General features: G+C 55.2%; 20 protein-coding genes and 1 pseudogene. 12 read left to right on the top strand and 9 right to left on the bottom strand.

The window, feature by feature from the left end; all coding sequences use genetic code 11:
* The first annotated feature begins 439 nt into the window (after window positions 1-439).
* The 4 genes from ltrA (SH410x_RS15490) (at window position 440) to SH410x_RS15475 (ending at window position 5,850) form a co-directional block, all read left to right on the top strand.
* On the top strand, window positions 440-1,924 hold the full coding sequence (ltrA, locus tag SH410x_RS15490; RefSeq protein WP_473668609.1) for a group II intron reverse transcriptase/maturase: 1,485 nt from the start codon (window positions 440-442) through the stop codon (window positions 1,922-1,924).
* 627 nt (window positions 1,925-2,551) lie between these two features.
* Window positions 2,552-3,976, top strand: coding sequence for an IS91 family transposase (locus SH410x_RS15485; RefSeq protein ID WP_473668486.1), 1,425 nt, complete (start codon window positions 2,552-2,554; stop codon window positions 3,974-3,976).
* 387 nt (window positions 3,977-4,363) lie between these two features.
* On the top strand, window positions 4,364-4,888 hold the full coding sequence (locus SH410x_RS15480) for a hypothetical protein (RefSeq protein WP_473668607.1): 525 nt from the start codon (window positions 4,364-4,366) through the stop codon (window positions 4,886-4,888).
* 536 nt (window positions 4,889-5,424) lie between these two features.
* Window positions 5,425-5,850, top strand: a complete 426-nt coding sequence (locus tag SH410x_RS15475; RefSeq protein ID WP_473668605.1) for a hypothetical protein — start codon at window positions 5,425-5,427, stop codon at window positions 5,848-5,850.
* Between the two features lie 123 nt (window positions 5,851-5,973).
* On the opposite strand, the gene SH410x_RS15470 is transcribed toward SH410x_RS15475, so the two are convergent.
* From SH410x_RS15470 to SH410x_RS15460, 3 genes are all read right to left on the bottom strand, one after another.
* On the bottom strand, window positions 5,974-6,450 hold the full coding sequence (locus SH410x_RS15470) for a transposase (RefSeq protein ID WP_473668603.1): 477 nt from the start codon (window positions 6,448-6,450) through the stop codon (window positions 5,974-5,976).
* On the bottom strand, window positions 6,440-7,531 hold the full coding sequence (locus SH410x_RS15465) for an IS630 family transposase (RefSeq protein WP_473668601.1): 1,092 nt from the start codon (window positions 7,529-7,531) through the stop codon (window positions 6,440-6,442). The genes SH410x_RS15470 and SH410x_RS15465 overlap by 11 nt, the downstream gene beginning before the upstream one ends.
* 84 nt (window positions 7,532-7,615) lie before the next feature.
* Window positions 7,616-8,428: an IS110 family transposase gene (locus SH410x_RS15460; protein WP_473668599.1), complete on the bottom strand. Its 813-nt coding sequence runs from the start codon at window positions 8,426-8,428 to the stop codon at window positions 7,616-7,618.
* 480 nt (window positions 8,429-8,908) lie between these two features.
* Between SH410x_RS15460 and SH410x_RS15455 the strand changes: the two genes are divergently transcribed.
* From SH410x_RS15455 to SH410x_RS15445, 3 genes are all read left to right on the top strand, one after another.
* The gene (locus SH410x_RS15455) at window positions 8,909-9,421 is read left to right on the top strand and encodes a hypothetical protein (RefSeq protein WP_473668597.1); all 513 of its coding nucleotides are present in this window, start codon (window positions 8,909-8,911) and stop codon (window positions 9,419-9,421) included.
* The gene (locus SH410x_RS15450) at window positions 9,422-10,213 is read left to right on the top strand and encodes a hypothetical protein (RefSeq protein WP_473668595.1); all 792 of its coding nucleotides are present in this window, start codon (window positions 9,422-9,424) and stop codon (window positions 10,211-10,213) included.
* A 121-nt stretch (window positions 10,214-10,334) separates the two neighbouring features.
* On the top strand, window positions 10,335-10,727 hold the full coding sequence (locus tag SH410x_RS15445) for a hypothetical protein (RefSeq protein ID WP_473668593.1): 393 nt from the start codon (window positions 10,335-10,337) through the stop codon (window positions 10,725-10,727).
* 856 nt (window positions 10,728-11,583) lie between these two features.
* Here the strand turns inward: SH410x_RS15445 and SH410x_RS15440 are convergent.
* Window positions 11,584-12,948: an IS110 family RNA-guided transposase gene (locus SH410x_RS15440; RefSeq protein ID WP_473668591.1), complete on the bottom strand. Its 1,365-nt coding sequence runs from the start codon at window positions 12,946-12,948 to the stop codon at window positions 11,584-11,586.
* A 148-nt stretch (window positions 12,949-13,096) separates the two neighbouring features.
* On the opposite strand from SH410x_RS15440, the gene SH410x_RS15435 reads away from it, so the two are divergent.
* Together SH410x_RS15435 and SH410x_RS15430 are read left to right on the top strand one after the other, a co-directional pair.
* A complete protein-coding gene (locus SH410x_RS15435) occupies window positions 13,097-13,417 on the top strand; it encodes a hypothetical protein (RefSeq protein WP_473668589.1) in 321 nt (106 codons plus the stop codon).
* A gap of 138 nt (window positions 13,418-13,555) precedes the next feature.
* Window positions 13,556-14,977 carry a HEAT repeat domain-containing protein gene (locus tag SH410x_RS15430; protein ID WP_473668587.1) on the top strand — a complete coding sequence of 474 codons (1,422 nt, stop codon included), beginning with the start codon at window positions 13,556-13,558 and terminating at the stop codon, window positions 14,975-14,977.
* Between the two features lie 262 nt (window positions 14,978-15,239).
* Here the strand turns inward: SH410x_RS15430 and ltrA (SH410x_RS15425) are convergent, their stop codons facing one another.
* Window positions 15,240-16,688, bottom strand: coding sequence for a group II intron reverse transcriptase/maturase (ltrA, locus tag SH410x_RS15425; RefSeq protein WP_473668585.1), 1,449 nt, complete (start codon window positions 16,686-16,688; stop codon window positions 15,240-15,242).
* A gap of 598 nt (window positions 16,689-17,286) precedes the next feature.
* Here ltrA (SH410x_RS15425) and SH410x_RS15420 point away from each other — a divergent pair.
* Entirely contained in the window at window positions 17,287-18,354 is a 1,068-nt protein-coding gene (locus tag SH410x_RS15420) for a TolB family protein (protein ID WP_473668583.1), read from the top strand.
* 889 nt (window positions 18,355-19,243) lie between these two features.
* Window positions 19,244-19,723, top strand: coding sequence for a hypothetical protein (locus tag SH410x_RS15415; RefSeq protein WP_473668581.1), 480 nt, complete (start codon window positions 19,244-19,246; stop codon window positions 19,721-19,723).
* 727 nt (window positions 19,724-20,450) lie between these two features.
* On the opposite strand, the gene istB is transcribed toward SH410x_RS15415, so the two are convergent.
* On the bottom strand, window positions 20,451-21,263 hold the full coding sequence (gene istB / locus SH410x_RS15410; protein ID WP_473668579.1) for an IS21-like element helper ATPase IstB: 813 nt from the start codon (window positions 21,261-21,263) through the stop codon (window positions 20,451-20,453).
* Between the two features lie 202 nt (window positions 21,264-21,465).
* On the opposite strand from istB, the gene SH410x_RS15405 reads away from it, so the two are divergent.
* On the top strand, window positions 21,466-21,723 hold the full coding sequence (locus SH410x_RS15405; RefSeq protein WP_473668577.1) for a hypothetical protein: 258 nt from the start codon (window positions 21,466-21,468) through the stop codon (window positions 21,721-21,723).
* 105 nt (window positions 21,724-21,828) lie between these two features.
* Here the strand turns inward: SH410x_RS15405 and SH410x_RS15400 are convergent.
* The 3 genes and pseudogenes from SH410x_RS15400 to istA all read right to left on the bottom strand — a co-directional run.
* A pseudogene (locus tag SH410x_RS15400) lies at window positions 21,829-21,933 on the bottom strand (hypothetical protein); the annotation flags it as partial.
* Window positions 21,934-22,194: 261 nt separating this feature from the next.
* Window positions 22,195-23,317 (bottom strand): IS3 family transposase gene (locus tag SH410x_RS15395; protein ID WP_473668575.1). Its coding sequence is split into 2 segments (ribosomal slippage): window positions 22,195-23,038 and window positions 23,037-23,317, totalling 1,125 coding nucleotides; the frame shifts between segments, so codons are not numbered across the junction.
* A gap of 68 nt (window positions 23,318-23,385) precedes the next feature.
* Window positions 23,386-24,195, bottom strand: coding sequence for an IS21 family transposase (gene istA / locus SH410x_RS15390; RefSeq protein WP_473677318.1), 810 nt, complete (start codon window positions 24,193-24,195; stop codon window positions 23,386-23,388).
* Between the last annotated feature and the right edge of the window lie 311 nt (window positions 24,196-24,506).

The following is a 24,506-nucleotide window of genomic DNA, read 5'->3' as shown; positions in this document are numbered from 1 at the left end:
ACAATCCAATGCACGTGCGGACTGGCAAGGTCTGATTGACAAGCGGGTGTGAATCCCGTCCGGGTAAGTGCTAGCCACACGCCCGGTATCGAGTGTTGCAGCCAACGTATAAGGCGTCACCGCCGAAGTCGTTGGTTGAAGCGTACACAGAAAGGTAGTGAGGGTGAATGGATCGCAGGTAGCCCTGTGACCGTGAACGGGATTAGCTCCGAAATTTTGTAACTGTTGAATCTGCCCAAGGTTTGTGCATGCCTTAAGGCAACATTGCTCACAGCGCTACCGGCAAGCTGTGAGTGGAGATCCGGAGTCGGCGCCCCGCTCGCGCTACACACCATGTCAATCAGGCAACCAGTGAGGCCCTGAGGTTCTTGATCGATTCGCGACTGCCGATCTCGATCGATCGAGTATGTCCTAGAAGTGGAATAAGCAACGAAGACAAATGACTTTCAGGGAATCGGACGATCCAGTAGTACCGCAGCGGCCCGAATGCCAATCGGGACGCGGCATGCCGAGTAATATCGGAGCAGGGAAGCGGATCGGGATGACACGCGGTCCAGACCGGGCACCGACCGTACTCAGTGACGGAGACTCGGTGCTAACTCGGCTGGATCGCATCTCTCAGAGAGCGAAGGCTGACCACGAAGGGGTTTTTAACAACCTCTTTTCGCTGCTCACTCATGAGCTGTTGTGGTATGCCTTTCGCCGACTCAAACGAGGCAAAGTACCTGGTGTCGATAACGTCACGGTGGAAGAGTACGAAGCAGATCTCGAAGCGAACCTTCGCGGTCTACTGACGCGACTCCATCGAGGCTCGTATCGCCCGCAGCCGAGCTTGCGAAAGAACATCCCCAAGGGGAATGGGAAAACGCGACCGCTCGGTATCGCTTGCGTGGAGGACAAACTTGTCCAACGCGCAGTCGTGATGATCCTGGAACAAATCTACGAAGTGGATTTTTACGATACTTCGTATGGTTACCGTCCAGGCAAATCTTGTCACGAGGCATTGTCGACGCTGGGAGGATTCATCGCCACGCGGAAAGTAAACTGGATCAGTGATGCTGACATCAAGGGATTCTTTGATAACGTGTCACACCAGCACCTCGAAGAGCTACTGCGACGACGCATTAGCGATCCGAAGTTGCTGCGGCTGATCGTATGTTTTCTGAAAGCAGGGGTGATGATCGAAGGCCGGTTGCAGGCCACCGAAGACGGCGTTCCGCAAGGAGCCAGTCTCTCACCGCTGCTCGCCAATGTGTATTTACATTATGTGTTGGATGAGTGGTTCGAGCGTGAAGTCAAACCGCGACTCAGAGGAGAAGCGGAAATCATTCGCTTCGCTGATGATTTTGTGTGTTGTTTTGAGCTCGAAACCGATGCGATGAGATACCAAGCGGTGTTGCCTAAGCGACTGGGCCGTTACTCGTTGTCAGTCGCCGAGGAGAAAACCAAGTTGATCCGGTTCGGACGTTTTGCGAGTCGCGATCACCAGCGACGTGGCGAAGGCGCGCCGAGCACGTTCGACTTCCTCGGATTCACTCATTACTGTGGCCTGTCGCGTGCAGGAAAGTTCAAACTGAAGCGGAGAACGTCAGGAAAGAAACTTCGTGTGAAGTTGATGGAGATGCGTCTGTGGTTTCATCATCAGCTCTCGACACCGGTCGGCGAGATGTGGCAAACGCTTAACATGAAACTTCGCGGTCACTATCAGTACTACGGCATCAATGACAATTGGCCGATGCTGATGGCTTACCGTAGCAAGGTTCGTCGGATGGCGAAGCGTCACTTGAGCCGTCGGAGTCAGAAGAGCTATGTGAACTGGGACGATTTCAATCGCTTCACGGAACTTCATCCCTTGGCGGGCCCGACCAAATTGAAGGACCTGATCGCGATGAACCGTGAGTTGCTGAGTGCGAGGGACAAGTGACATCTGGGAGCCGGATGCTGTAACGCGGCACGTCCGGATCTGCGAGGGGCCGAGGGTCAATGAGGCAAGGTTGAAATATTGTGACACCACAACGGGAAACCAGTGGCAAACAGTGAACACAAAGCATAACCTAAACCAAAGAGACCCCGGTCTACTCTCCCCGAGCGGCGAAGTCGGGCGTTTTGACAATCGACAATCTCTCGTCGCCGCCGGGTGATTGGTAACGTTGAACTTAATCGATCGTGATCGGTCGCTTCGATTTGTGCGGAGGTGACTCAGTAGTCGGCGAGCCATGGCGAGACGGCAAGGCTGGTCTCTCGCTTCAGCAACGTCCCCACCCTGAGTTGGATGCGTCACTCGGTTGATACTTCACGCCCTTGGACTGCCGTCGATAGACCGCTCGTTCTGCATCGGCGCTGGCACTTCTTTTTCCGCGAACGCGATTCGGTGGGTTCCCTCGGTGCGATTGTTCTTGCTGCGGGGGGTTGGATAACCAAATTGGTGCCCGGATAACGAAAGCGAGTGGCTGGATTCTTTCATGCACGCAAATAGCGTTGGGGTTTTCGCCCGCTGAGTGCTGAACATGACGACGCGGGGTGACCGCGTCTGTTCATGAGATGAGTCCTAATGAGTGTCCTCGCAAGTCCGCTGGTCGCGGCGATTGCCAACCCCATCGCCGCCGGGCTGAGGAAGCTTCGCCAGCTGGCACCAGCTCAACCCGGCCCGACCAGCGTTGTGGTTCCCGACGCCAAGAGCGAAGCCGGTGGCAAAGACGGAGAACTCGGCAAGGCGGCATCGCAACCGTCAGGCTTGACCGTTACTGGACTGCTCAAGCAGTATGCTTCGCAGTACGTGAAGAAGCACTCCGGCCAGGCAGTCCCGCAAGTGCAGAGCACGCTTGCCAAGACGGCGCTGTGCCGGACGCGGGCCCTGGGTGGACACGTCTATCGCTGTGACGGATGTCAATCAGAAACGCCGGTTTACAATTCCTGCGGTGATCGTCACTGCCCCCAGTGTCGCGGTGCTCGGCGTGCCGACTGGCTGGAGTCGACTTGCGAGTTGCTGCTTCCCGGTGTGACGTACTTTCAGGTCGTCTTCACGCTGCCCGAGGAATTGTCGGGATTGGCATTGGGAAACCGCCGGGAAATCTACAACCTGCTGTTCCACTGCGCTTGGGAAGCCCTGCGCGTTCTAATCGCTAAGGAACAAGGTTTTGAAGCGGCGGCTGCGATGGTGCTGCATACTTGGAATCAGAAGCTTGACGCACACGCTCATGTACACGCGTTGGTCCCTGGTGGCGGACCGTCGCTCGCCCCCTCGGCACCGGGCTGGATCAATAGTCGCAAGCGGAAGGGCAAGCCTTCATCGGCTCCCTATTTGGTGGACGCGAAAGAACTCCGCAGGTTGTACCGCGAACTTGTCTTGAAAGGACTGCGTCGATTGCGGAGTAAGGGCAAGCTGAAGCTGGAAGGCGATTGGAGCCCATTGCAGGATCAGGCGAACTGGGACGAGTGGCTGAGTCGATTCGAGAACAAGACATGGGTGTCATTCATCCAAGCCCCGCCGAACGAGCATTGCCGGCCCGAACATGTTGCGAAATACTTGGCACGTTACATGACTGGCGGCCCGATCAGCGATCGTCGCTTAATTTCGCACGCCGACGGCAAAGTCGAGTTTTGGGCCCGGGTTGGCAATCAGACTGGCGGTGGCGATGGTGCCAGCGCACCGTACGCCCTCAGCGGCGTGGAGTTCGTCCGCCGCTGGTCGATGCACATTCTGCCCAAGGGTTTTACAAAATCTCGCCGCTATGGCGGTTACAGTAACCACCATCGCGATCGCTACATGAAAGAATGTGCCGAGTGGCTCAGCGCGGTCGAGGAATCGACACCGCCGACCGTCGCCGAGGAAAAACCGGAGGAAGAACCTGACGAGTCGGTACCGAAGTGTCGGCATTGTGGTGAAACAATGGAGTTGATCTCTTCGTCGCTCAAACCCTCATGGACTGAGGTGATGTCGAGTCGGTATCGGCCAAGGTGGTATGAAGATGCCTAGACCGGCGACACGTTTGACATTTCCCAAATCGTTGTCATACCGTATCTCGTTAGAGATGCTGTTGGTTGAGTGCTGCGCCGAAGTGAGAAATCAGGTTAAAAATGGGGATTGTGGGGTAGTCGGCGGCGAGCATCTGCCGCGACAAGTTGCGGTCGGCGTGGCCAGTGGAGTAGAATCAAGGAGTCGCCGGGTCAGTCCAATTGATTGATTCCGCATACGTTTTTGCCAGCGTGGCGATCACGATCGACAAAGTTCAACGCACGATCTATCCGCAAGTCAGGCGATCAGCTCAACCCGCAAAGTTGGGCTTTTCTAACGCCTGACCAGCGGATAGATCGCAATTCGTTATTCGATTGAAATCATTTCACGACCCAGAGGAATGTCTTGATGCACAAATGGATTGCAGTTGCTCTTCTTGCCTTCACCGTGAGTGGCGGAACATTAGTTGCCGACGAGACTCCTCCGCCTCTCAAAGAAGGCGAACTCCTAGATCTTGAACTAATTGGTGATGCGGCACGGGTCTACGCTCGCGTGAATCGAATGTCTCTCGACAAAGCCGCCTCCCCGGTTCCGGTACTTTCGATGCACACGGTTCTTCGCCGTGTCGATATCGAATCCGGAATCAATATCGAACACCAATACGAAACCGTGATAGCTGGCGAGCGATATTTGTGCATGTTGACCGGCACCGTTCCCGCTAACGCTATCGAGCGTGTTCCCGTGCTTGATTTGAGAACACCAACAAATCCAACCAACACGACAGAGGCCGTTGCGAATCCGCTAGGCTACACTACGCGATTGCGCATTATCGACTTTCCGATCTTCCCCAAACTAAAGCTTCAACGATGGAAACTGGTCTCAGAACTCGAAGGTATTGATGCGTCCAACCTTGATCCCGAAAACCGCGAATAACAATCCCGTGCACCGCAGGACGGCTTGCGCGTTTACTTGAATGGAACATCAACCGTCCGTCCGCGGTGACGGGTAACGTTACGAGATCAAGCCGTACTGAAGCCGAGTGTGGATGCAAAGCGAAGTGTGCCCTGCGGGGCATCGTCCGACGCCGAGTCGTGACAACCAACGCCAGCCCTGCGGGGCACGAAGCAGTACTGCCCTGCGGGGCATCAACCAACGCCTGCCCTGCGGGGCATGGTCCGACGCCTGAACAATTGGTGACTGTGCCGCAGTGCTCGTTGCGGACCGAAGTCAAGGGTAAGCCCACGGGTACTACGCTACACTAAACGACTCGTAACAATGCGACGAACCGAAGTCGCGGAGTCGCCGTTGTTGGCAATTGAGAATCACTCGTCGCGACTCGGTTGTCGCAACCGTTATTTGATTCAAATATGCCTGTCACGAATCTCCTGCTCGCCTCCGCATGCTTCTTGCTATGCGGCTGCGCTCCTGAAAGCGAGTCGGTGCCAATGGCGACCGTGTCGACTGCGACTATGCTCGCATCATTCGAGGAGGCGACGGGCATGTCTCAGTCGGACGTTGAAAACGTCATCAGCAATGCCGCTCACTCAAAACGTGCAATTGTCTTTGTTTATGTGGGGTGGGCACCTATGCGTCCACAACTTGACCGTTTCGCTGAACTTGCTATCCGGTGGAGCGAGATCTATCCGGCCACGCCAATTGGATTCCATTTCGCCGACTTCACTAACGGGCCTAGCCACTACCAACCGCTTACGGCGCTTCCTGGCTGGCCCACACGCGACGGGCGTCCGTATTTTGGTCGATTGGGCGGATATGGTGAACTCATCTGGATTTGCGACGGTCGTATCGCTCATATTCAGACGGCACTCGATTTCCCAACAATTGACCCGCTCGTTAACTTGACGTCGAGCCTGTTCGCACCACAAACTAGCAAATAACAAAGCCATGCAGTGGAGACATCTGAGGCAGCGTGTCTAGGGGGCACGCGGCTTACTGGTCATTTTTTGAGACATTGTTTCCACATAGAAAGGGGCAGTTTTCGACATGTTTTCCACTGGCGGTTATGCTTCGTCGGAGAGTAACTTGAACAGCGGCGATCCTGTCGCTTCAAGCCTCGCAATGTAGCGATCTTCGCTGTAGGGCTCGCCACTGATCCACAGTCGGTGGATGATGCGTTGCCACTTATAGGCCAGCGCACGTTTCGCGATTTGAGTTCCGTTACGTTTGGTTTTGTTCTTCTTTTTTTGCTGCTCATAGTACGCCTTGGCCCAGCGACTTTTCGCGATCGATAAGCCGGCATACTCATGGAACGTTTGCTTCACGAACCTGGGGCACGCCCACCGAGCATTGACGAACTTTTGACGACCGCTCTGTGATGTGACTGGTGCGATTCCCGACGCCGCTTGTAGATTCGCCGCAGTTGCGAATCGGCTGCGATCGTCACCCAACGCTGCAATGATTCTCGCTTGCGTGTTTACTGCCGCACCCGGAAGTGACTTGACTACCTGATAAGCACGTCGGGTGAATTTATTCGGCATAATTAAAAAGCGTAGGCATATACGACACTTCTCCAAACTCATTGAGTGTTTTCGTAAGTGTGTTTAGCAGTGTACTGAAGCGCTCCCAGGGCGCAGCGGGGAGCAGTTGGTACTTGAGTTTTTTCCAAAGCATTTCAATTGCATTCAGCTCTGGACTGTATGGCGGCAGATGGTAGATGTAGAGTCCTTTCTCTGCCCAGTCTTCCATGCGAGTTTGAAATGCTCCGCTCGTGTGGACTGAGGCATTGTCAAGGACCACAACAGTTGGACCGTCGATTGTTTGGCAATAATCATCGAAAATTGCAATCACCATTTCGCTGTTCACGTAGCCTTTGTGGAGATAGGTGTGGGTTTCACCGTCTTGACCCTGAAACCCAATCGCTTGAACGTTGCTGCCGTGTGCCCCGGTTACGGGTATTTCGTAGCGTCGACCGATCGGTTGCCATCCGTAGGGAACAACTCCTTTGAGCGAGAAACCCGCCTCGTCAAAGTAAACAACGTTCAAATCCGGTTCTTCGAGAAACTCGGCTAGCTCTTCCTTGGCCAATTGAAATTTCTTTTCATCCCGTTTTTGCCGCAAACTTCGACGATAACGTTTCCAACTCAGCCGAAACCGCCTCGCGTATTCTCGCAGAGTGGGTCGCTTGATTTCCTTGCCGGTTTTTTCTTTCAGCTCTTTCAGCACCTTGGCTGGTCGATTCGGGTATTTTCGAAGTAGTCGCCGGAGAGTTTGCTGCTCTGAGGCGTTGAGTATCGGCGGCGCACCGGGATGCTCGGAGTCTTCAAGTGCGTCGGGGCCGCCTTCTGAAAATCTGTCAATCCAACTGGATACCGAATCTCGATCCACGCCAAAGATATCGACAAGGGAACTTATTTCGTACTGTTGGTCGCTGAGTAAGATTGCGTGCGCACGAACTCGCGTATAGTGGCAATGATGACTTTTCCACATTTCCGTCAGTTGCTGTTTTTGCTCGACTGAGCCAATTTGTGCGAATTTTGTAGAGGGGCGTGCCATTTGAATCTCCCGGTTCGTGAAACAGGGAGAAACATGATGCTTCGCATAATCTCGACCATCGAGCATTTGCTAGCAAATCAGAAAGGATTCCCAACTCAACATGGGTGCAAAAAGCTTGCCAGTTATACCGAAATACTTACCCAGATGTGCTTAGCCATCGTGTTGTGGCAATTGTTCTTTCATCTGTTTTTCGTAACGCTTGACGTGCTTGGTCAGCGCTTGCAATTGATCGATCACCGCTTCAACACGCAGGACCGACATCTCGATTGTCGCCGCGTCGGTGGTTAGCGGGACAGCGGCCAGCAAGGTTTTGACGTAGTCATCGGCTTTGCGTTTGGCACCGACACCATGAAAGAAGTTTCTCAGTCGCGTCGCTCCAGTGCTCTGAGTTGCAGCGAGCGAGGGATACTTTTGCAAGAATTTGAGGAAGAAATCACAGTAGCTGCGGGCCGGTTTCAATGCCAATGCAGCAGGGAAATAGGCTTTCAGCAGTGCAGTCAGCTCATTGGCTAGGTCGGCTCGCTGGTCGACCAGTCGCCGTCGGTCCTGCGCCATTGCGGCAAGCTTGCGAGTCAGTTCGCTGTTGGGCTGGAGCGGTTTAAGCTGCTCTCGATAGTGATGAATGAACTGCGCCAAAAGCTTTGCGTCGACCGGGTCATTCTTGCCGCCACCGTGAGCAAATGCCTTTCGGTAGTTGGCCATCGCCGCTGGATTGACGGGATAGATGTGGAGATCGTCAAACTCCAACAACGCATTGACGATAGCCCCTTTGGTGGCTTCGATCGCAACGGCAAAGATCGCTCCTGGGCACAGCTTACGCCAAGCCGCGACTTGGTCGGCAATGGCTTTTGGGTTCTGTTCAAAGACGCCGGTATGGTTCTGACCATCGGGCGAGATGAGATGAAAATCGTGTTTAGCATCGGCCCAATCGATGCCGACCGAGACGGTAATCTGTTGGCTCATGAGTTAAACTTGGGAGGTTGTAGTGAACGAGTTGCAGGCGATTCCGCTTGAGTCAGGGAGATGCACGTCGACGTCCTTATGGATGGTCTTTTTTGTGAAAGGCGTCATCTGAGTAGTCGTTAGGCAAATCCCGCTACCGATCGTGGCGAAGGTCTCCACTTAGCCGTCAACGCAGTCTTTGATTGCGGTGCGGCAGGACGGTAAATTCGTCCACGATCAGTCAAGCGGCATTCCTCCGTCGGACGCTCCGACGGTTGGTTCCAGGTTAGTTCGAACAAATTTTTTTTTCGTCCGCATCTGTTTTCAATTGAATTGAACGTTTGTCTTGAGCTGCAAGGTGGCTCCGACACGTTCAAGTCATTAGGATGAATGCGGCGGTGACCATAAGGACGGTGCTCACGTCTTGGCAGGCGAACGTCGCTCTGCCGTCCCCACTGATGGCCAACGTTCTGTCGCTAAGACCACCTTCACGTCAATGGCATGTTTACCCTGTTTGACCTAATTCGATTAATTGCCGCTGTGGGTGGAGCGGTCGTTCTCGGATCAACCGGATGGAACACGTTTGGCATACTCGGCTGTGTTGTGGGCATCCCAATCGGATTCGTGATGGGTGCGATGATTGGACAGATGCCTCTCATCGTCTGCCTCAAGTGGATGTCACGACGATTTGATCGCATGACCGATGAACAATTGGTCGGCGAACTCCATGATCCCGCCTGCCTGACTCCGAACATACTCCTGCTTGAACTTAACCGACGTGGCTCCGACATTCAACGCGAATTACCATTCGTCCAATCACTGCTGGCATCCGATGAAATGCATCGTCGCACCGCAGGATGGGCGGCCTTGACATCGGCATTTCCTGACCTTGTTGGTCGCATTCCAGGCTATAATCCAACGGCAACAACCGCTGAATGCAAAGCTGAGTGCAAACCATTACTGAACGCGACAGAACAATTACGTGAACCGGAGCCGCCGTCCGCATCAAACTGAATGTCAACGGACTGGGCGGCGGCCCGGTTACGTTGGTCGTTCTGCCACGGAGAGTTTCGCTACGTGAAGTGGCTAACACATCGCAACGTTCTAGACTTCATTGACAGAGTCGGTCGTTTGCCTGGCCACCCACATGAACTCTGTGTGGGTATCGACGCCGCTGAATTCCGGCGTTCCGTGCCGACTGAACCTGACATCACGGATTGCGAGGAGACATATCCTGCCCCTCTTCACCGTTGGCATGCACGGATCGATGACATTTACTTGACGCTTGATTTGCCAACCGATCCCATCGAGCGCGACGTTTGCACAATCACAACGCGGCTGCCATCCGATGGTTTCGTGTGGCGCACGCTGCTTGCACTTAAGCCGCTGCCGAACTCAATTGATCTCCTGGATGTTTGGTATGTCGAAACGCTGCCTGATGCGCCATCGAGTCATGTCGTGATTCGCAACGACCCACGCGGATTTGACAATCCAATCTATCGAGCCTCGTCGAAACAAGACGCCGATACATTTGTGACGTATCTTCGCGAAAATCCCGACGCGGATTACGCAGTTCAGCCGCCTGATGACGAGGGCAGCTGGCAGGTCTGGGAGCATCGGGATGGCGGACGGATATGCGTAGGCAACTATCCCTTTCGTGCCTCTACAGTTGCGTTGGCATGCGAACTGACACAGAATGGAACAAAGACAATACGTGTTTCGTCTTCCAATAGTCCCGACGATCGTGAATACTTGGTCCAGGACGGACGCGTGATTTCGGTCATAAATCGGAAGGCAGAACCATGACATGCACGGGAGGACGGCTTGCGCGGTTTTTTGAAGTGGAGAGTCTTTCGTCCGTCCCCCGTGATGTCTACCGTTCGCCGACAGACAGCAGCATCTTTAGACCTGACGTGAGAAGCACTACATGAACCCCACTGCCATCGAGATGTTCAGCACGCTGGGCGTTGGTGTGCTGTGTGTCGTTTTGGGCGTGATGGCACTTGCGATCTTTTTCACTGTATTGTCTCGCGTCAACCGTGGCGGCGCGAAACCAGACACGATGTCCATTCGCGGGGTGCTAAAGAAGAACACTTGGGCCACCGTTCACATGACCGGCTCCGAGACATTCGATCGTGTGCGGTTCGTAGGATTTACGAATACCGAAAGCATCAAGACACACGTGCCGTATGAACTAAATGGCATGGTGATCCTAGAAGACGCGGTTGGGCGACGCTTTATGGTGCGTGCCAAGGCAATTCGCATGATCGTTGTTGAACCGGAAAGCGAATCGCACGATACAGATGGTTCCGCCTTGTGACGGACCTTCGGGGTGCGAGGAAGCGGCGAACCAGACGATGCACGTGAGTCGCCGAGCTGAGTTTGTTGAAGTGGTTAGTCGTTCGCGGCGACCACGTGATCGTTACCGACTATGAAGTCCAAGGTTTGACAAGTGGTGTTGGGTTGTTTTTTGTCTTACTTCATTTTTTTCCGCTGGTGGAGGTGAGGTGCCGTTCGCCGGAGGCTTTTTTCGGTCGCTCGCCCGTTAGTGGCGACCGAAAAAAGGCGCAGGTGAATGGCACCGGTTTCCATCTCGGTTGATGTCGATCACGGATGCATCAACGGCTTCTGACACGAACGGGTAAGGAGCTGGATTAAACGACTATTCGAGGTGTGAACGCTCTTGGTCCTGGTGGGCCAACATGATTCATGATGGCGGCGTCCCCTCAGTTATCCTTGCACGGTTCCAGCCACTTGATTCGGACTGGCGACGTGTTTCGGCGAGCACTTGCCTGGAGGCTTCAATGAGCAGCAAGTGGTCTTCCTTCGGTACGGCACATTCTTTAGGGCGATGTGTCGGATAGTTCTAGCGATCCTTTGCAATGGATCGATCCTAAATCGAACGGTCCGCATCAACTTGGGTCGGTGCTCAGTACGGAGGGCAGGTCTGTTCCTTGGTGGTTCGTGTCGTGGGCTGGCAGCGGGCTCCTGGGGTGACCGGGTGGTGTTGACTGAAGGAATGACGATAGGGTTGGAGTAATGAGATGGTTTGAATGGTCAGCAGGTCCGATTCGTTACGCCGATGTCGAAGCATCAGGCAGCCGATACAGGTTGTCCTGGTGACCGGAAGATGAGAGCGGCGAGCAAGGCCGATTCGTTACGCCGATGTCGGAGCATCAGTCACGCGATACTGGCTTTCTTGCTCGCCGTGGCTTGGAGGTTTTCGTTTGTCGTTTCCCGTTTGTTTGAGAAGTGGACCGAGGCGAGCGCGTCGCCGGCGAGTTGGTCGCCTTGCGTTTGGAAGCGGTCGGCTTGGCAGATCCAGTGCTCGTTCTCTTCACGGGATTCTGCCCAGTTGTTTTTGAAGCACCCCTCTCGGCGGCCTCTCTCGCCGCGCGGGCTTCCTTGCGAAGACGACTTTTTCGCTGATCTGCATTCTCTTTGGGTTTCATGTTTTGCAGTGAGTCCTTGAGCCCCGTCGGCATCCTTCCGAACGATTCAGTGACCTGGATCATTTGCTTGGGATCCCAATCCTTTTCGTCTCGCAGCATTGCCCAGGCGATCACAGCGATCTTACGAGCCAACGCGATAGCCGCTTTCTTCTTACGTGTTTTTTGTTTGCCACAGATCCTTTCGTAGACGCCCTTGGCCCATGGGTTGTATCGCAGCGAGGCCCAAGCACATTCGACGAGGATCGTTCGTGCCAGTGGATTGCCACGCTTGGTAATGCGTCCGTTGCGATCCGTTTCGCCGGATTGATACTGCCGTGGAACCAAGCCGAAGTAGGCCGACACTTGTCGTCCGTTTTCAAAGCGGTGCGGGTCGTCGAGACACGCGACCAGGATTTCAGCGGTTCGTGGTCCGACTCCGGGGATCGTTTGGACTCGCTTGATGCGTTCGTCATTCTTGCCGATCGCTTCGAGCTTCTTGACGACACCAGTGAGTTGCTCGGTCAGCGAATCGAGGATGGTCAGTTCGATGTCGAGTTCTCCTTTCCAAAGCTCGTCAGGTCCACAGTCAGTCAGGGGTTTGCGAAACGAGTTGATGTGCTCGCGACCGGAGTACCAGGCTTTCTCGCCGGTTGCGATCTCGATCCCGTGGTTAACGAACCAAGCACGGATGGCGTTCTTGGTTTTGTTGATTCGTCCGTCGAGAGTCTTGCGGTATTTGACGAGCGATCGGAACTCACGATGTTCCAGCGTCGGTGTGTGAACGCCTTTGAGCTCACCCATGGCGGCCATGCGAGCGAGCTTGAGAGCGTCGTCCCGATCGGTTTTGCGTTTGACGTTGGCCCACCGCCAGGCTTCTTCGTTGGTGGAGCAGACGAGTGTTTCATGCCCTTGATGTTGTGCCAGATCATTGATCCATCCCGAGGGGCCGCAGGCCTCCATGACGACCAGATCGGCCTTGGTGTCGTGGAAGATGACACCGAAGTGTTCTCTCGTAGTGGGTGTCGTGACAAACTGCGTTTTGCGAGTTTTTGAGTCGAACAAGCAGCAAACGGAGTTGAATTTGCCGAGGTCAAGTGCGAGAATCTTCATGTGATTTCAGTTCATGTGTTTGGTGGGTGGAGTGAATGTGACCGGCAGTCGCAAGCTGCCGTGATCACGGGTTTGAGTCGCCAGTTTTTTAACGAATGGCTCCCACCCGTCAAACCTTGGACTTACATGGATTCTTTACCCGACTGAAATGCGCAACTGCAAAGTAACCCTGGCTTGTTTCGCCCTCGCGATCATCGCGACGTTTGTACTTCCTTCAGTCGCGTCCGCGCAACCGTTGGCTCGTACCGATCACGACTGGACGATCAACGTCGTCGGTAAACTCTACGGCATTGATCGGCTAACCGTCGAACCTGGGCACTGGGTTCAAACTCGGATTTGGGTTGCCGACCATCTTTTTCACCCCGAAACTGACGCGTCCGACCGTATTGTGTTTTTGTTTCCAGGGGCCAAACTGCTGTACATTTCTCACACTTACTGGCGACTAACGCTTGACGGCGCAGACGCTTGACGAAACCAAATTCCGCAAGACGGCGGGTGAAAAGCGAGTACGCCTGAGAACATGAGCCTAGCGGTTTTGGCGTTAGAAACTTTTCCGCGCGTTCCCAGTGACGTTACCCGATCGACCTCTACTTACTCGGAGATGAACATGAAGCCCAAGGCTTTTATCGTTGCGATCGTTCTTACATTCGGATTCTTTGCGGTTCAAGTGCGATCTGATGAATCGCCAGCCGATCACGACACGGTCGCCGGTCTCGCCGCGATCGAACCGCCGGTCGAAGTCGCCCGCCCCGTCGCGCCGCACCGCACGGTTACGCTAACGCCGTCGCTCCGGGCGTCCGTCGCCACCGACGGGACGCTCGGCGGCGCCGTCAAGTTTCAGTTCGCCCCGTCGCGAAAGGTATCATGCGTACTCGCTTCTGAAGGAGAGCGACTGCCCCTTTCGGCGGACATCCAGGCGACGGTGCTGCTCGGGCCTGCCGGGGGACGGAGGGAGTTCTATGTCGTCCAGGAACGGCGGCGGAGCGAGCCCGGCGGGGACGGGAGGCATGAGAACCGCCTGTTCGGGTTCGCCTTCGAGGGCGGCCGGGCCGACCGACTTACCCTGCGGATCGCGACCGACGGGGAAGTGAGCGTCATCCTGAGGCACGCAGCGGAGGACCCGCACGCGGACCTGCGGTTTGTCGGCGCCGAGGCCGCGCCCGTACCGGACCCGATTGACCGGGCTGGGGCGAACGAGCCGGTCCACCGGGGCAGGACGCTGACGTCGTGGCTCGGCGATCTCGACTACGGCCGGTTTCCCGACCGGGAAAAGGTGGACGCCGCCGAGCGGGCGGTGCTGGCGATCGGCCCGGACGCTATCCCGGTGCTCGTCGAACGGCTCAACCCGACGACCCCCTACGCGGAGCGGCTGCTGGAACGGATCGCGGCGCTTGAGCGGCAGGGGAAGTCGGAGGAGGCGTCGAACCTTGCCGGTTCGGACATGATTGACAACATCGCCACTGTGGAAGCGTTCCGCCTCCTCGAGGGACAGGGGCGGTCGGCGATCCCCGCTCTGATCCGGCTGTTGCCCCTGCTCCGCGACGCAGTCCAGGGCAAGGGCCCGGCGACGGAGTTCGCGAGCCGCAAGGCAACCGGGGCGGCAGAGGCACTCGCCTATGTCGGCCCGGCCGCCGTCCCCCTGCTGATTGAGGCACTTCGGTCCGAGGACGTGAGGATGCGGTTCGGTGCGGCGGAGGCGCTCCAGTCCGTCGGCGGCGGGCCGGAGGCGGCCGGGGCGTTGGTCGCAGCCCTCCAGGACCCGGACGAGAACGTGCGGTGGCGGGCGGCCCGGACGCTCGGTAGCCTCGGCGCGGCTCCCGAGGACTGCGTCCCCGCGCTCAGCGAGCTGGTGCGTGTCGATGCATCGACGTCGGTTCGCCTGTACGCGCTTCAGGCACTCGGGAAATACGGGGGCGCGGCCGGAGCAGCGGTGCCGGTCGTCACGGCAGCGACGGAGGACCCGAACCCCGCCGTCCGGCAGAGGGCGACCGAGACGCTCGAGAAGATCCGCGCCGCAGGGGGCGGCTGATCCGGCGGGTCCGCATGGTCCGGCGGTACCGGTCCGCCGCGATGGGACGTCGGGAGTCTCGGCCGCGTGTGGCGTAGGAGGGACCCCCTCCGCCGAGATCGCAGCTGAAACGGAACCAGTTCGCGCGGCAACCTGAATCCTTAATTCTCACATCCGGCTGCTGAGCGGCATCCTGCTACGTGACGAAAATGTGCTACATTGGACGACCTGCACCAGCGGGTAACAATGATCGAGATAGGGGCCGCATTGCTGCGGACCCCTCTCACACCACCGGACATGCGGGTCCGCATCCGGCGGTTCGTTTCTTGGAAGCAAACTTGCTCCAGATTTCCTCAAGGCTCGCTAGTCCGTTCTTCTTGAGATAGTCGATCGAGATCGCGACGTGCATCGCAGCACTCGATGACATCACCCAGTATCCTCTTCCACTGCATCCGTGCGAGATGGCTTCGTCCCTACGCACTCCTAGTTTCAACAGCATTCGTACCCGTGTGCGGACTCGGTACCACTGTTTCCAGTAGCAAGCGCGGATGCGCCGTCGAACCCATTTGTCGAGATACTGCAACTGCGTCTTGCGTAGGCCGTAATGAAAGTAGCCAATCCATCCTTGAAAGTACCGTCGTAGTTCAATGAAGCGTGATGACATCGACCGGCCTCCGGTGCGGCGTGTTATCTCCTTCACGCGATCTTTGAATTTGCGAAGGTTCTTCGCACTCACTTCGAAGCGTCCGCCGAAGCCACGAAAGCGGTAGCCGAGATACTCGACGTCCTCCGTGCGGCAAACGCTGCTCTTGTCGTGGTTGACCACAAGCTTGAGCTTTCTGGTGAGGTAACGTTCCACTGACCGAAAGACTCGTGTTGCTGACTGCTCAGTTTTGGAGAATACCAAGAAGTCGTCTGCATATCGCACAAAATGGTGCCCTCGTTGTTCCATTTCCTTGTCGAAGTCATCTAACAGAATATTCGCAAGTAGTGGCGAGAGCGGCCCGCCTTGCATGGTCCCTTCGTTCGATGGGTGGAAGTCGGTATCGACCATCACGCCAGCCCGTAGGTAGTTCCCGATCAGACGCAACAATCGCTTGTCGCGAACCTTGCGAGCGACACGACACATGAGAACGTCATGTTGAACCGTGTCGAAAAATTTCGTAAGGTCCATGTTAACGCACCAGCGGTAACCCGCCCGGATGTGTTGCTGAACGAGATGGATCGCTTCATGGGCTGAGCGATAAGGCCGAAAGCCGAAACTTGACTCCGAGAAGCTCGGATCAAAGATCGGCGTTAAGACTAGCAGAATGGCTTGTTGGATTACGCGATCGATCACGTTTGGAATGCCGAGATCGCGAGTGCCACCGCCATTGGGTTTTGGAATCGACTTCCGGCGTACGGGGCCGGGCTGATAAGTCCCCTCCAAGAGTTGTTGACGCAGGTTCGGCCAGAGGTCTCGGAAGTGGTCGGGGAACTCGTCGATGGTAATCCCGTCTGGTCCGGGCGCGCCACGATTGGCTTTGACTCGTTCCCAGGCACATTCAAGGTTGGCCGGGTCAACAATTTGTTCCATGAGGTTCATGGCCACGGTGTCCAAGGCTGGCTTCTCCATGATCGCCGAGTCGACTTGACCTGTGAGGGACTCCGAAGAGCACGGGCCGTTTGCTTCCTCCGCTCCTTTGTGGTTGTCGGAGGTCAGTTCTGTGTGTTTCGGATCGACTGAGTTCATGGATAGTTCTTCCTTGTCAAGAAACGTTCGGTCCTTCCCGTCTCCGCAGGCTGCGAAGAAGTGCGGTACTACGACCTCTGCTGACTTCTGCTCGCACGAGTCGGGTCACCCCGGTCGCCCCGCCTTTCAGGCCAAGCCTTACTCACGGGTACGCTCACAGATCTCCCCGAATAAGGGACGTGAACTTTCGCTGCGCAATCTCCTCATCTACCTCCGCTCTTTCTTCCGGTTCGGCTTCGCGGTCAGCAGCCCGCTCGCCTGGAGTCGTCGGCCTCATATGAGGTTTCTGTTCGTAACCTGGCAGGTCTTGGCGAGAAGATGTCCAGCACGTGTTGTTCGCTGGCTTATCGATCATCTTCGCAGGCTTCCTCTCCACGGTCTGTTGCCTCGCCGCAGTTGCCCTCGCCTCGTACTGTCTTTCTGTTGGATTACATTTGGTATACTGCCTCGTAGACAGAAACCGGAACTAAGTACAGGGGACTCTCACCCCACAAGATCACGCCCATGTTGGGCGTACTGATGACGGAGCGGGGCTTGCGGCTGGATTTGTAATGGACAACTTTACATTCCCCGCCCGGTGACGCCGGTCGTTATTTGATTGAAACTACGTATCCCGTTTTCAACCCTCAATGGAACTTTGACGATGCGCAATAATTTCATCCGCGTTGCCATTATTGTTTGCGTAACGCTCGCTATGACCAACGGCGTTTTCGCCGAGGGTGGCGCAATTGACGTCGACCCATCGCAGCTGAATCGTCTTCTGCTCCACTATTGCGAAATCGACGGCTCACCCATACGACCATTGGTGTCCGACGTAACATTGCGTCACAAGTTTGACCGGCAAGGCACACCTGAAGTTTCCGCAGACGGCAAACTTGTCGTCTTCGATGCTTGGACCGCTTCCGGCGAATTCACTTGGCGAGAATCACGGGTCATCGTCGTTAACATTGACGGCACGAACGCGAAAGATATTTCTGATGGCGTCATGCCTTCGTTCTCGCCTGACGCAGCCAAGTTGGTTGTCAGTCGGCCTCCGAAATACGCTAAGGAAGATGGAGCGAAAGGAATGTCCGTCTGGATGATGGATTCCGACGGGGAAAACAAGAAGATGCTTGCCGATCAGGGAGCGTGGGGTGGGCGGTGGTCGCCGGATGGAAAATCAATCGTATTCCACGGTGGTCTAGACGATGCCGGTAACGCCGTGCCAAAGTCTTGCTTGCGACTGTACGACGTGGCGACTGGTAATACATCGAATGTATTTGCGCCATCAGAGTCGCCGTTCGGGGAACTAAGCTATCACTTTGAATGGAGCAAGGCTAACGATCGGTTGGTCGCATTTGGCGGCCCACTAAAAGACGGTAGTGGCTCTGCTTCTGCGACCATCAATGCAGACAAGGGAATCGATACTCTTGCGATCATCAAGCCTAGAGCCGATACGCCACCAGTGATAGACGGACTGTCGTTCGACTGGCATCCAAGCGATCGCACGCTTTTAGTGACAGGCATTCTTGATGGACGGCCAATTCCCGTTTCGATATCGACCACAGATACAAAATCCGACAGAACTTTCGAGGGAATACCCAAGGATGTTGCTGTGCGTGATCCCGTCTATACCCCCGATGCCAGGAACATCATCGCATCGTTTGGTCCGTCCCCTGTGAACTAAGGAAGCAAATAACAATGGGTTGGTACCGATCCGGGCTTGCAGGCGTTTTGGCTATGGAACATCAACCGTCCCGGCCCGCAAAACGCTACCGTTATCGCACACCAATGCTGTGGGCCGACAGTCGGTGCAGCACGTTCATTCGGGTGGACAGGATCTATTTAAGCCGCGAGGAAAGCTAAGCCTTGATGGACAATCCATACGAGTCGCCATCAAAACTTTGTACGTCGTCGCGCATTGAACGAAATACTGCCGGACGTCTTGGTTTCTTGTTTTCGCTAGCCGGCTTCGGCGGTGTTTCGATTGCGGGATTCGCACCTCCATATTTGTTCGCATTTGTATTCTGGTTAGCGTCGCTTAGTATTCCCGGTGTCGTCATCGGTGTCGCTACTTGTTTTCGCTCTCCACGCCGATTAGCTCTGTGGGCTGTCGTGATTGGTCTGATTGGTGCGGCGTACCTTCCGACGCTCTATCTCGCGGCCTACTTAGATCCGTCCTACATAATTCCAGCGCCCTGAGCATTGCTGCGCAAGTCATGCCCGCTGTTACAGAGGCATCCCATGACGACGCGGCGAATCGTGTATGATTGCGATAACCAATAAGGATTTGACTTCTCGTAAACGCGACGGTTGAGTCACTTTCTTTTCAAATTGACTCCGTTCGTCGCGGGTAGAATTGCGATCGGCTAGCCGAAGCTCAAGTCCTCTGTTCAAGAAGCCCGGTGGAGTGCCAACCCAGTATGGTTTTTGCTTTCATACGCGACGCCCCGGCGTGTGCGATGGTTGACTGTCTTGAACCAAGGGTTGTTACGGAGCCGGATTTGCGAGCGTTTGGCAATGGCAAATCGACCGTTCCGGCCCGCAAAACCCTATCGTTACCCGACTCAGTCCACATGAACATCCTCGTTTACAAGCGAACCCACGCTGGCGACCCCGGCCCTGATGGCTGCTTTGGCGTCTATGACTGCATGGGCATTGTTCGTGATCGCGAATATGATGCGGTAATCGGTGTCGGAGGGATTGGTCCTGAGGCACAGTCTCACGGAATCGCACGCTTGGTCAATTGGATTGGAGTGGGGCCGCACAAGGAGTACACCGGCAAACGTGGTCCTGATGTGACGTTTGATCGCTTCGTTTACTACGGATGCGATGGGTATGATTTCGCCGAATATGCGCCGGTACTTGCGAAACACATGTATGATCGTAATGTACGTTCTATTCTGCACGGCCTAACCGATGCCGAGTATGCAGAAGCACTGGCTATCGTCGCCTGGGCTGATGATGCTCCACCGTCGCCAATGCTGACGGGCGATTCCGGCGACGAACGCACGTTTTCTGCTTGCAAACGAAGATCCCAGCCCAAATGCGGATAACAAAACCGGTGAACGTGCTGACTGGCATGGTCTGATTGACAAACGGGTGTGACTCCCATCTGGGTAACTGCTAGCCACACGCCCAGTATCGCGTGTTGCAGCCAACGGATAAGCGGCCGCCCGAGCTGTTGGTTGGAGAGCACCAAGCGAGAAGGTCTTGGTCATGTCGTATTGGACGACTTTCATTGGCTTGTTCTGACGGTAAAGACACAATGTGTCGTCGTCAGTGTGACACCGGAGATGGCCATCACCTGACGTGATATTCATCGCGATCGCACCACCGCGCGATGAACCAACGATCACATCCGGTTGGTGCTCATCGAACGCCGCTTGTGCCGTTGCGACCGCAGCATCGAAATCATCGTCATCAAGTTTCGGATTGATGACGTCATGACCAGCGTTCGAGAGAAACGTCGATTTGATGCCGCCGATAACGCTGTGCCAGCCGTGCAGGTAGAGGATTTTCATAGGGATCATTGAGGCTTCATATTCGTCTACGGAACTCTCATTGACGAATCATATTGCAATGCCGTACGCGACATTCATTCTTTTTATCCTAGTTGCTTCGGCCATTAGACGTGCCATCTCTCTCTGAGGCTCCGATTTCAGCCAGTTAGTCTGAAATTGGAGATGGCAGCGAAAAAGGGGACCACTTTGGCAGCCTAAAAGTTGCCGCTGGCAGTCTAAAAGGGGGCCACTTGAGGGCCTGTTTTCACTGACGGTTTGATTAACGACTCTTTTTTCGGCTCTGCTTGAGGCGGTAGCTGTCGCCTTCGATGGACAGAATCTCGATTCGGTGAGTCAGGCGATCGAGGAGTGCTCCGGTCATCCGTTCGTCACCGGCGAACGTTTGAGGCCACTGAGCGAATGGTAGATTTGTCGTCACGATCACACTGACTTGTTCATAACAAAGGCTGAAAAATCCAAACAGACTTTCTGCACCCATGCGATCGATGGGCAAGTATCCTAACTCGTCAATCACGATCACATCGAGCTTACTTAAACTCGACTCCAAGCGAGTCACCAACCGCTCATCGCGTGCTTCACGATAAGTATTGACGATCGATGATGCCGTGAAGAACTTGGCACGGTAACCACTACGGCACGCCGAAAGACACAGCGAGATAGCAAGATGTGTTTTTCCGACACCGGGCGGTCCCAGCATGACGAGATTCGTATGATCGCCGATGTACCCGCAACGCGATAACTCATGAACCTTGGCCTTGTTCAATGAGGGCACAGACTTGAAGTCAAAGTCGGCGAGTTCCTTGGACGATGGCAGTTTACACGCGTTGATGTTGCGCTGAATTGACTTGCTGTCGCGCTCCGTGAGTTCCGCGGTGGCGAGACGGGCTAAGTAGTCTTCGTAGCTGGCGTCTTCACGAGAACATTCCGCAGAGCGTGAAGCATACTCCGCCAAAAAGGTTGGCAAGCGAAGACGCTTGAGATCGTTCTCCAGGTGAGGCGTCGCGGCGTTGAGATTGATTGGCTTGTTCACCTTGGCGCTCGCCATCGTTTCCTGGTTTAACTTCGACGTCATGAGGTGCACTCCATTGCACGGGAATTGAAAAAGAGACAGAGTCTTTGGATGCAGATGTTGTTGGCGGTGACATCACCGCGGAACCGTTGTCCGCCGCGTCGATCAGGAGCTGGTCGTAGATCGATAGGTCGCGGCAACCGTCATCGACCCGCAATAGGTCTTCGCGGTCCTGTAGCGCAAGTGCAACAGCGGGTTCTGTGCCGTGGCTACAGGTGAGGTGATGCAGCTCCAGCCGCACAGCCTGCTCATGAAAGGCGCGTTGCCCAACGCATCGCTCGATGGCTTGTTGGACAAGTTGATAATCATGCTGTTTGGAAAGCAGCAAGATGTTGATGAACTGGCGCGTTCCGTCCTCACCATACCGATACTCAAGCTCCCGTCTGAGCAACTGTTCGGATTCACTGAAAGCCCCGCTGTTAAAGGGTTTTCCGCTATCAAGCAGCCCAGGCTTGCGTTCTAAAGCGGGGAGGTAATGTTGCATCAACAGCACCCACTGGCCGGGTTCACCGCGTCGGTGTGTAGCCACAATCGCATCGTTGACGATCACTTCAATGGCTTCGATACCAATACGAACAACTGAGTGTTCGCAGGCGTGCTTGATGGGGACGCTATAGCGAACCCCGTCATGCTGAACCGTGGCGTAGCGGTCGACACGCGACGGTCGGTGGATACATGCCCTAAACGGTTCAGCGGGTAGTTCGTGGAAGCAACCGCGTTCGTGCTGAAGGAGTTGGCCGTAAGTAAGTCCGGTTGATCGATCGGTCCTTGTTAAGTCGGCTTCGCATCTTGCCAGGAGATGTTCGTTGAGTTGGTCAACTTGAGCTAGTCCCCAATTCCCGTACCACCGACGGCGCGATTTAAGATGCTGCCGTGTGGCTGCCCTGGTCGGGCATTGTCAGGAACTGGTTGGTGTTTCGTTGCTCGCCTGGTATCAGGCTGCTTGGTGGAATACGCTCGCGGGTGTCTGCCCGCCTAGCGATTGATGAGGCCGCTCATTTGAGTAAAACTCGATATAACGCCTCAGCCCTTCAATCAAATCGGCTACCGTTTCATATGCCTTGAGGTAGATGTCCTCGTATTTCAGACTTCGCCAGAATCGTTCGATGAAGACGTTGTCGATTGCACGTCCTTTGCCGTCCATGCTGATCTGGATTCCGTTGGTTTTGAGCACGCCGGTGAAACTGTGACTCGTGAACTGAACGCCCTGGTCCGTGTTGAATATCTCCGGGGTTCGGCCTGTCATCGTCAACGCGTCCTCCAGTGCGTTGATGCAAAAAGATCCTTCGAGTGAATTCGAAAGCCGCCACGAAAGCACGTGCCGGCTGTACCAATCAATGACAGCTGCCAAATACATGAATCCTTGCTCCATCGGAATGTAAGTGATGTCAGTGCTCCATACTTGATTGACTCTTTGGACCTTCACGCCTCGCAGCAAGTACGGATAGACGGAGTGCTCCTTGTTGCGAATCGTCGTCCTTGGACGCGGGTAAATGGCCGTCAAATCCATCAAAGTCATCAGTCGCCGGACCCGCTTGATGTTCACTCTGTGCCCCTTGCCGTTAAGCCATTGTGTCATGCTCAAGCGACCCATATGCGGATGTTCGAGGTACTGTTCGTCGATGATCCGCATCAGTTTCAAGTTGTCCTGAGACTCTTTGGCTGGCTCCGAGTAATAGCTGGAACGTGGTAGGCCGAGGAGTTCGCATTGCCGACGGATGCTCAGTTCGCAGTGGCCCGGTTCGACCATCGCTCGAAGCGATTCAACTGAATTGGTCAGCTTTTTTTTTGAGCCATTCGAGCTCCATCTTCAGCCGTCCAATCTCCTCAAAGAGCTCGGACTCCCGCTGCTGGAACTCCTGCTCGCGAGATCCGGCGTGTCCGCGTTCAAAGATTTCTGAAGCCTCGTCAATCAGCTTCTTCTTCCAGGAATTGATCTGGGTCGTATGGATCTTGTACTTGGTCGAAAGCTCACGAGCCGTGTTTTGCTCCCTGATCGCCTCGAGCGCCACTTTGGCCTTCTGCTTCGCTCCAATCGTCTTTCGCTGCTTCGCCATGAATCTCTCCTTTGATTCGGTGACAGTGAACGACCGGAGCATACCTGCAAAAATCTCAAAAATGAAGCTTAGTCGGTGGTACGGGAATTGGGGACTAGCTCAACTCGCGTGATCGAAGGCATCGGCGTGAGGTAATTCTGCTGAGCTCGCTTGACGGCGTTTTCGACGTGCCCTTTTTCATTACCGCGAGCAACGTTGCAAAAACGACTCTGGAATAAATAATGGCTTCGTAGCTCAATGAACTTACGATTGAGCGCTCGCTCGCGGCCCGTGACTTTGGTGACGGCACTCTTAAGGTTGTCGTAGGCAAACGTCTTGGGAACGCCACCGAGGTAATCGATCAAGTGAACGTGAGCGTCCAGAAAACTTGGTTGGTCTTCGCGTAGGTAAGCTCGTGCATAGGTTGCCTTGCTGTGGGCCAACCGCGCGCAGAACAACATGACTTTGGTAAGCTCGCCGTTGAAGACAACCTCCGCTTGCCCCCAATCAATCTGAACTTCAGCCCCTGGCGGATGTTCGATGGGGACAAAGACCTCGGGCGGGAGCATCTCCCGACGCAACTTTTTGACAAGATCACTGACCGCTCGTCGGCTACCGGCAAAGGCGTGTTCATCGACGAGCCGCTCATGAATGCGGACAGCCGAGTGTCGTTGCTTACGGTGTCGGGACTTGTCTTCGATGAGCCACTGGCGAACGATTTCGACAAATCCATCGAGCATCGGTCGCGGCCTCGGTGCCGTACGCTTGTAGGGTTCTGGAGACGCAGACTGAATGGCCTTGGCGATCGTCTTCCGCGAGTGGCCAAGCTGCTCGGCGACCTCTCGCTGGGAGAGTCCGTCGACCAAGACCATTCGACGAATCAGTTCGTACTGGAGCATGTTGAGCACCCTGGGATCCTCCGGTGCGAGAAGAGCTAAAACCACGATCGGCATAGCTCATCGCACCGGCACCCCCAAGTCATCCCCTCTTAAACCACCTGGCTCCCTTTTAGGCTGCCAAAGTGGTCCCCTTTTTCGCTGCCATCTCCAGAAATGCCGAAAACAGCCTGATTTGCGTAGAAAACACGTAAATCACGCGGTTAGAATCGAATTTCGGCGTTTTTGGTGTCACTATTAATAGGGAAGACTTAGATTTTCTGAGTCCCCGGAACCCCCGCCAAAGCCCCGTCGTTCAGTCATCTCACTCAGAG

This window comes from Rhodopirellula sp. SH410 (genome assembly GCF_055811895.1).
The sequence above is the reverse complement of the archived record's forward strand: the minus strand, read 5'-3'. Positions and strand labels throughout refer to the sequence as shown.

Bases quoted from the DNA above. Each gene is read 5' to 3' on its own strand.
- SH410x_RS15450 (WP_473668595.1), top strand. From the start codon at position 9,422: ATGTCAACGGACTGGGCGGCGGCCCGGTTACGTTGGTCGTTCTGCCAC.
- ltrA (WP_473668609.1), top strand. From the start codon at position 440: ATGACTTTCAGGGAATCGGACGATCCAGTAGTACCGCAGCGGCCCGAA.
- SH410x_RS15480 (WP_473668607.1), top strand. From the start codon at position 4,364: ATGCACAAATGGATTGCAGTTGCTCTTCTTGCCTTCACCGTGAGTGGC.
- SH410x_RS15460 (WP_473668599.1), bottom strand. From the start codon at position 8,428: ATGAGCCAACAGATTACCGTCTCGGTCGGCATCGATTGGGCCGATGCT.
- SH410x_RS15440 (WP_473668591.1), bottom strand. From the start codon at position 12,948: ATGAAGATTCTCGCACTTGACCTCGGCAAATTCAACTCCGTTTGCTGC.
- istA (WP_473677318.1), bottom strand. From the start codon at position 24,195: ATGCTCCAGTACGAACTGATTCGTCGAATGGTCTTGGTCGACGGACTC.
- istB (WP_473668579.1), bottom strand. From the start codon at position 21,263: ATGACGTCGAAGTTAAACCAGGAAACGATGGCGAGCGCCAAGGTGAAC.
- SH410x_RS15465 (WP_473668601.1), bottom strand. From the start codon at position 7,531: ATGCTCGATGGTCGAGATTATGCGAAGCATCATGTTTCTCCCTGTTTC.
- SH410x_RS15445 (WP_473668593.1), top strand. From the start codon at position 10,335: ATGAACCCCACTGCCATCGAGATGTTCAGCACGCTGGGCGTTGGTGTG.
- SH410x_RS15455 (WP_473668597.1), top strand. From the start codon at position 8,909: ATGTTTACCCTGTTTGACCTAATTCGATTAATTGCCGCTGTGGGTGGA.
- SH410x_RS15415 (WP_473668581.1), top strand. From the start codon at position 19,244: ATGAACATCCTCGTTTACAAGCGAACCCACGCTGGCGACCCCGGCCCT.
- SH410x_RS15435 (WP_473668589.1), top strand. From the start codon at position 13,097: ATGCGCAACTGCAAAGTAACCCTGGCTTGTTTCGCCCTCGCGATCATC.
- SH410x_RS15485 (WP_473668486.1), top strand. From the start codon at position 2,552: ATGAGTGTCCTCGCAAGTCCGCTGGTCGCGGCGATTGCCAACCCCATC.
- SH410x_RS15475 (WP_473668605.1), top strand. From the start codon at position 5,425: ATGCTCGCATCATTCGAGGAGGCGACGGGCATGTCTCAGTCGGACGTT.
- ltrA (WP_473668585.1), bottom strand. From the start codon at position 16,688: ATGAACTCAGTCGATCCGAAACACACAGAACTGACCTCCGACAACCAC.
- SH410x_RS15470 (WP_473668603.1), bottom strand. From the start codon at position 6,450: ATGCCGAATAAATTCACCCGACGTGCTTATCAGGTAGTCAAGTCACTT.
- SH410x_RS15430 (WP_473668587.1), top strand. From the start codon at position 13,556: ATGAAGCCCAAGGCTTTTATCGTTGCGATCGTTCTTACATTCGGATTC.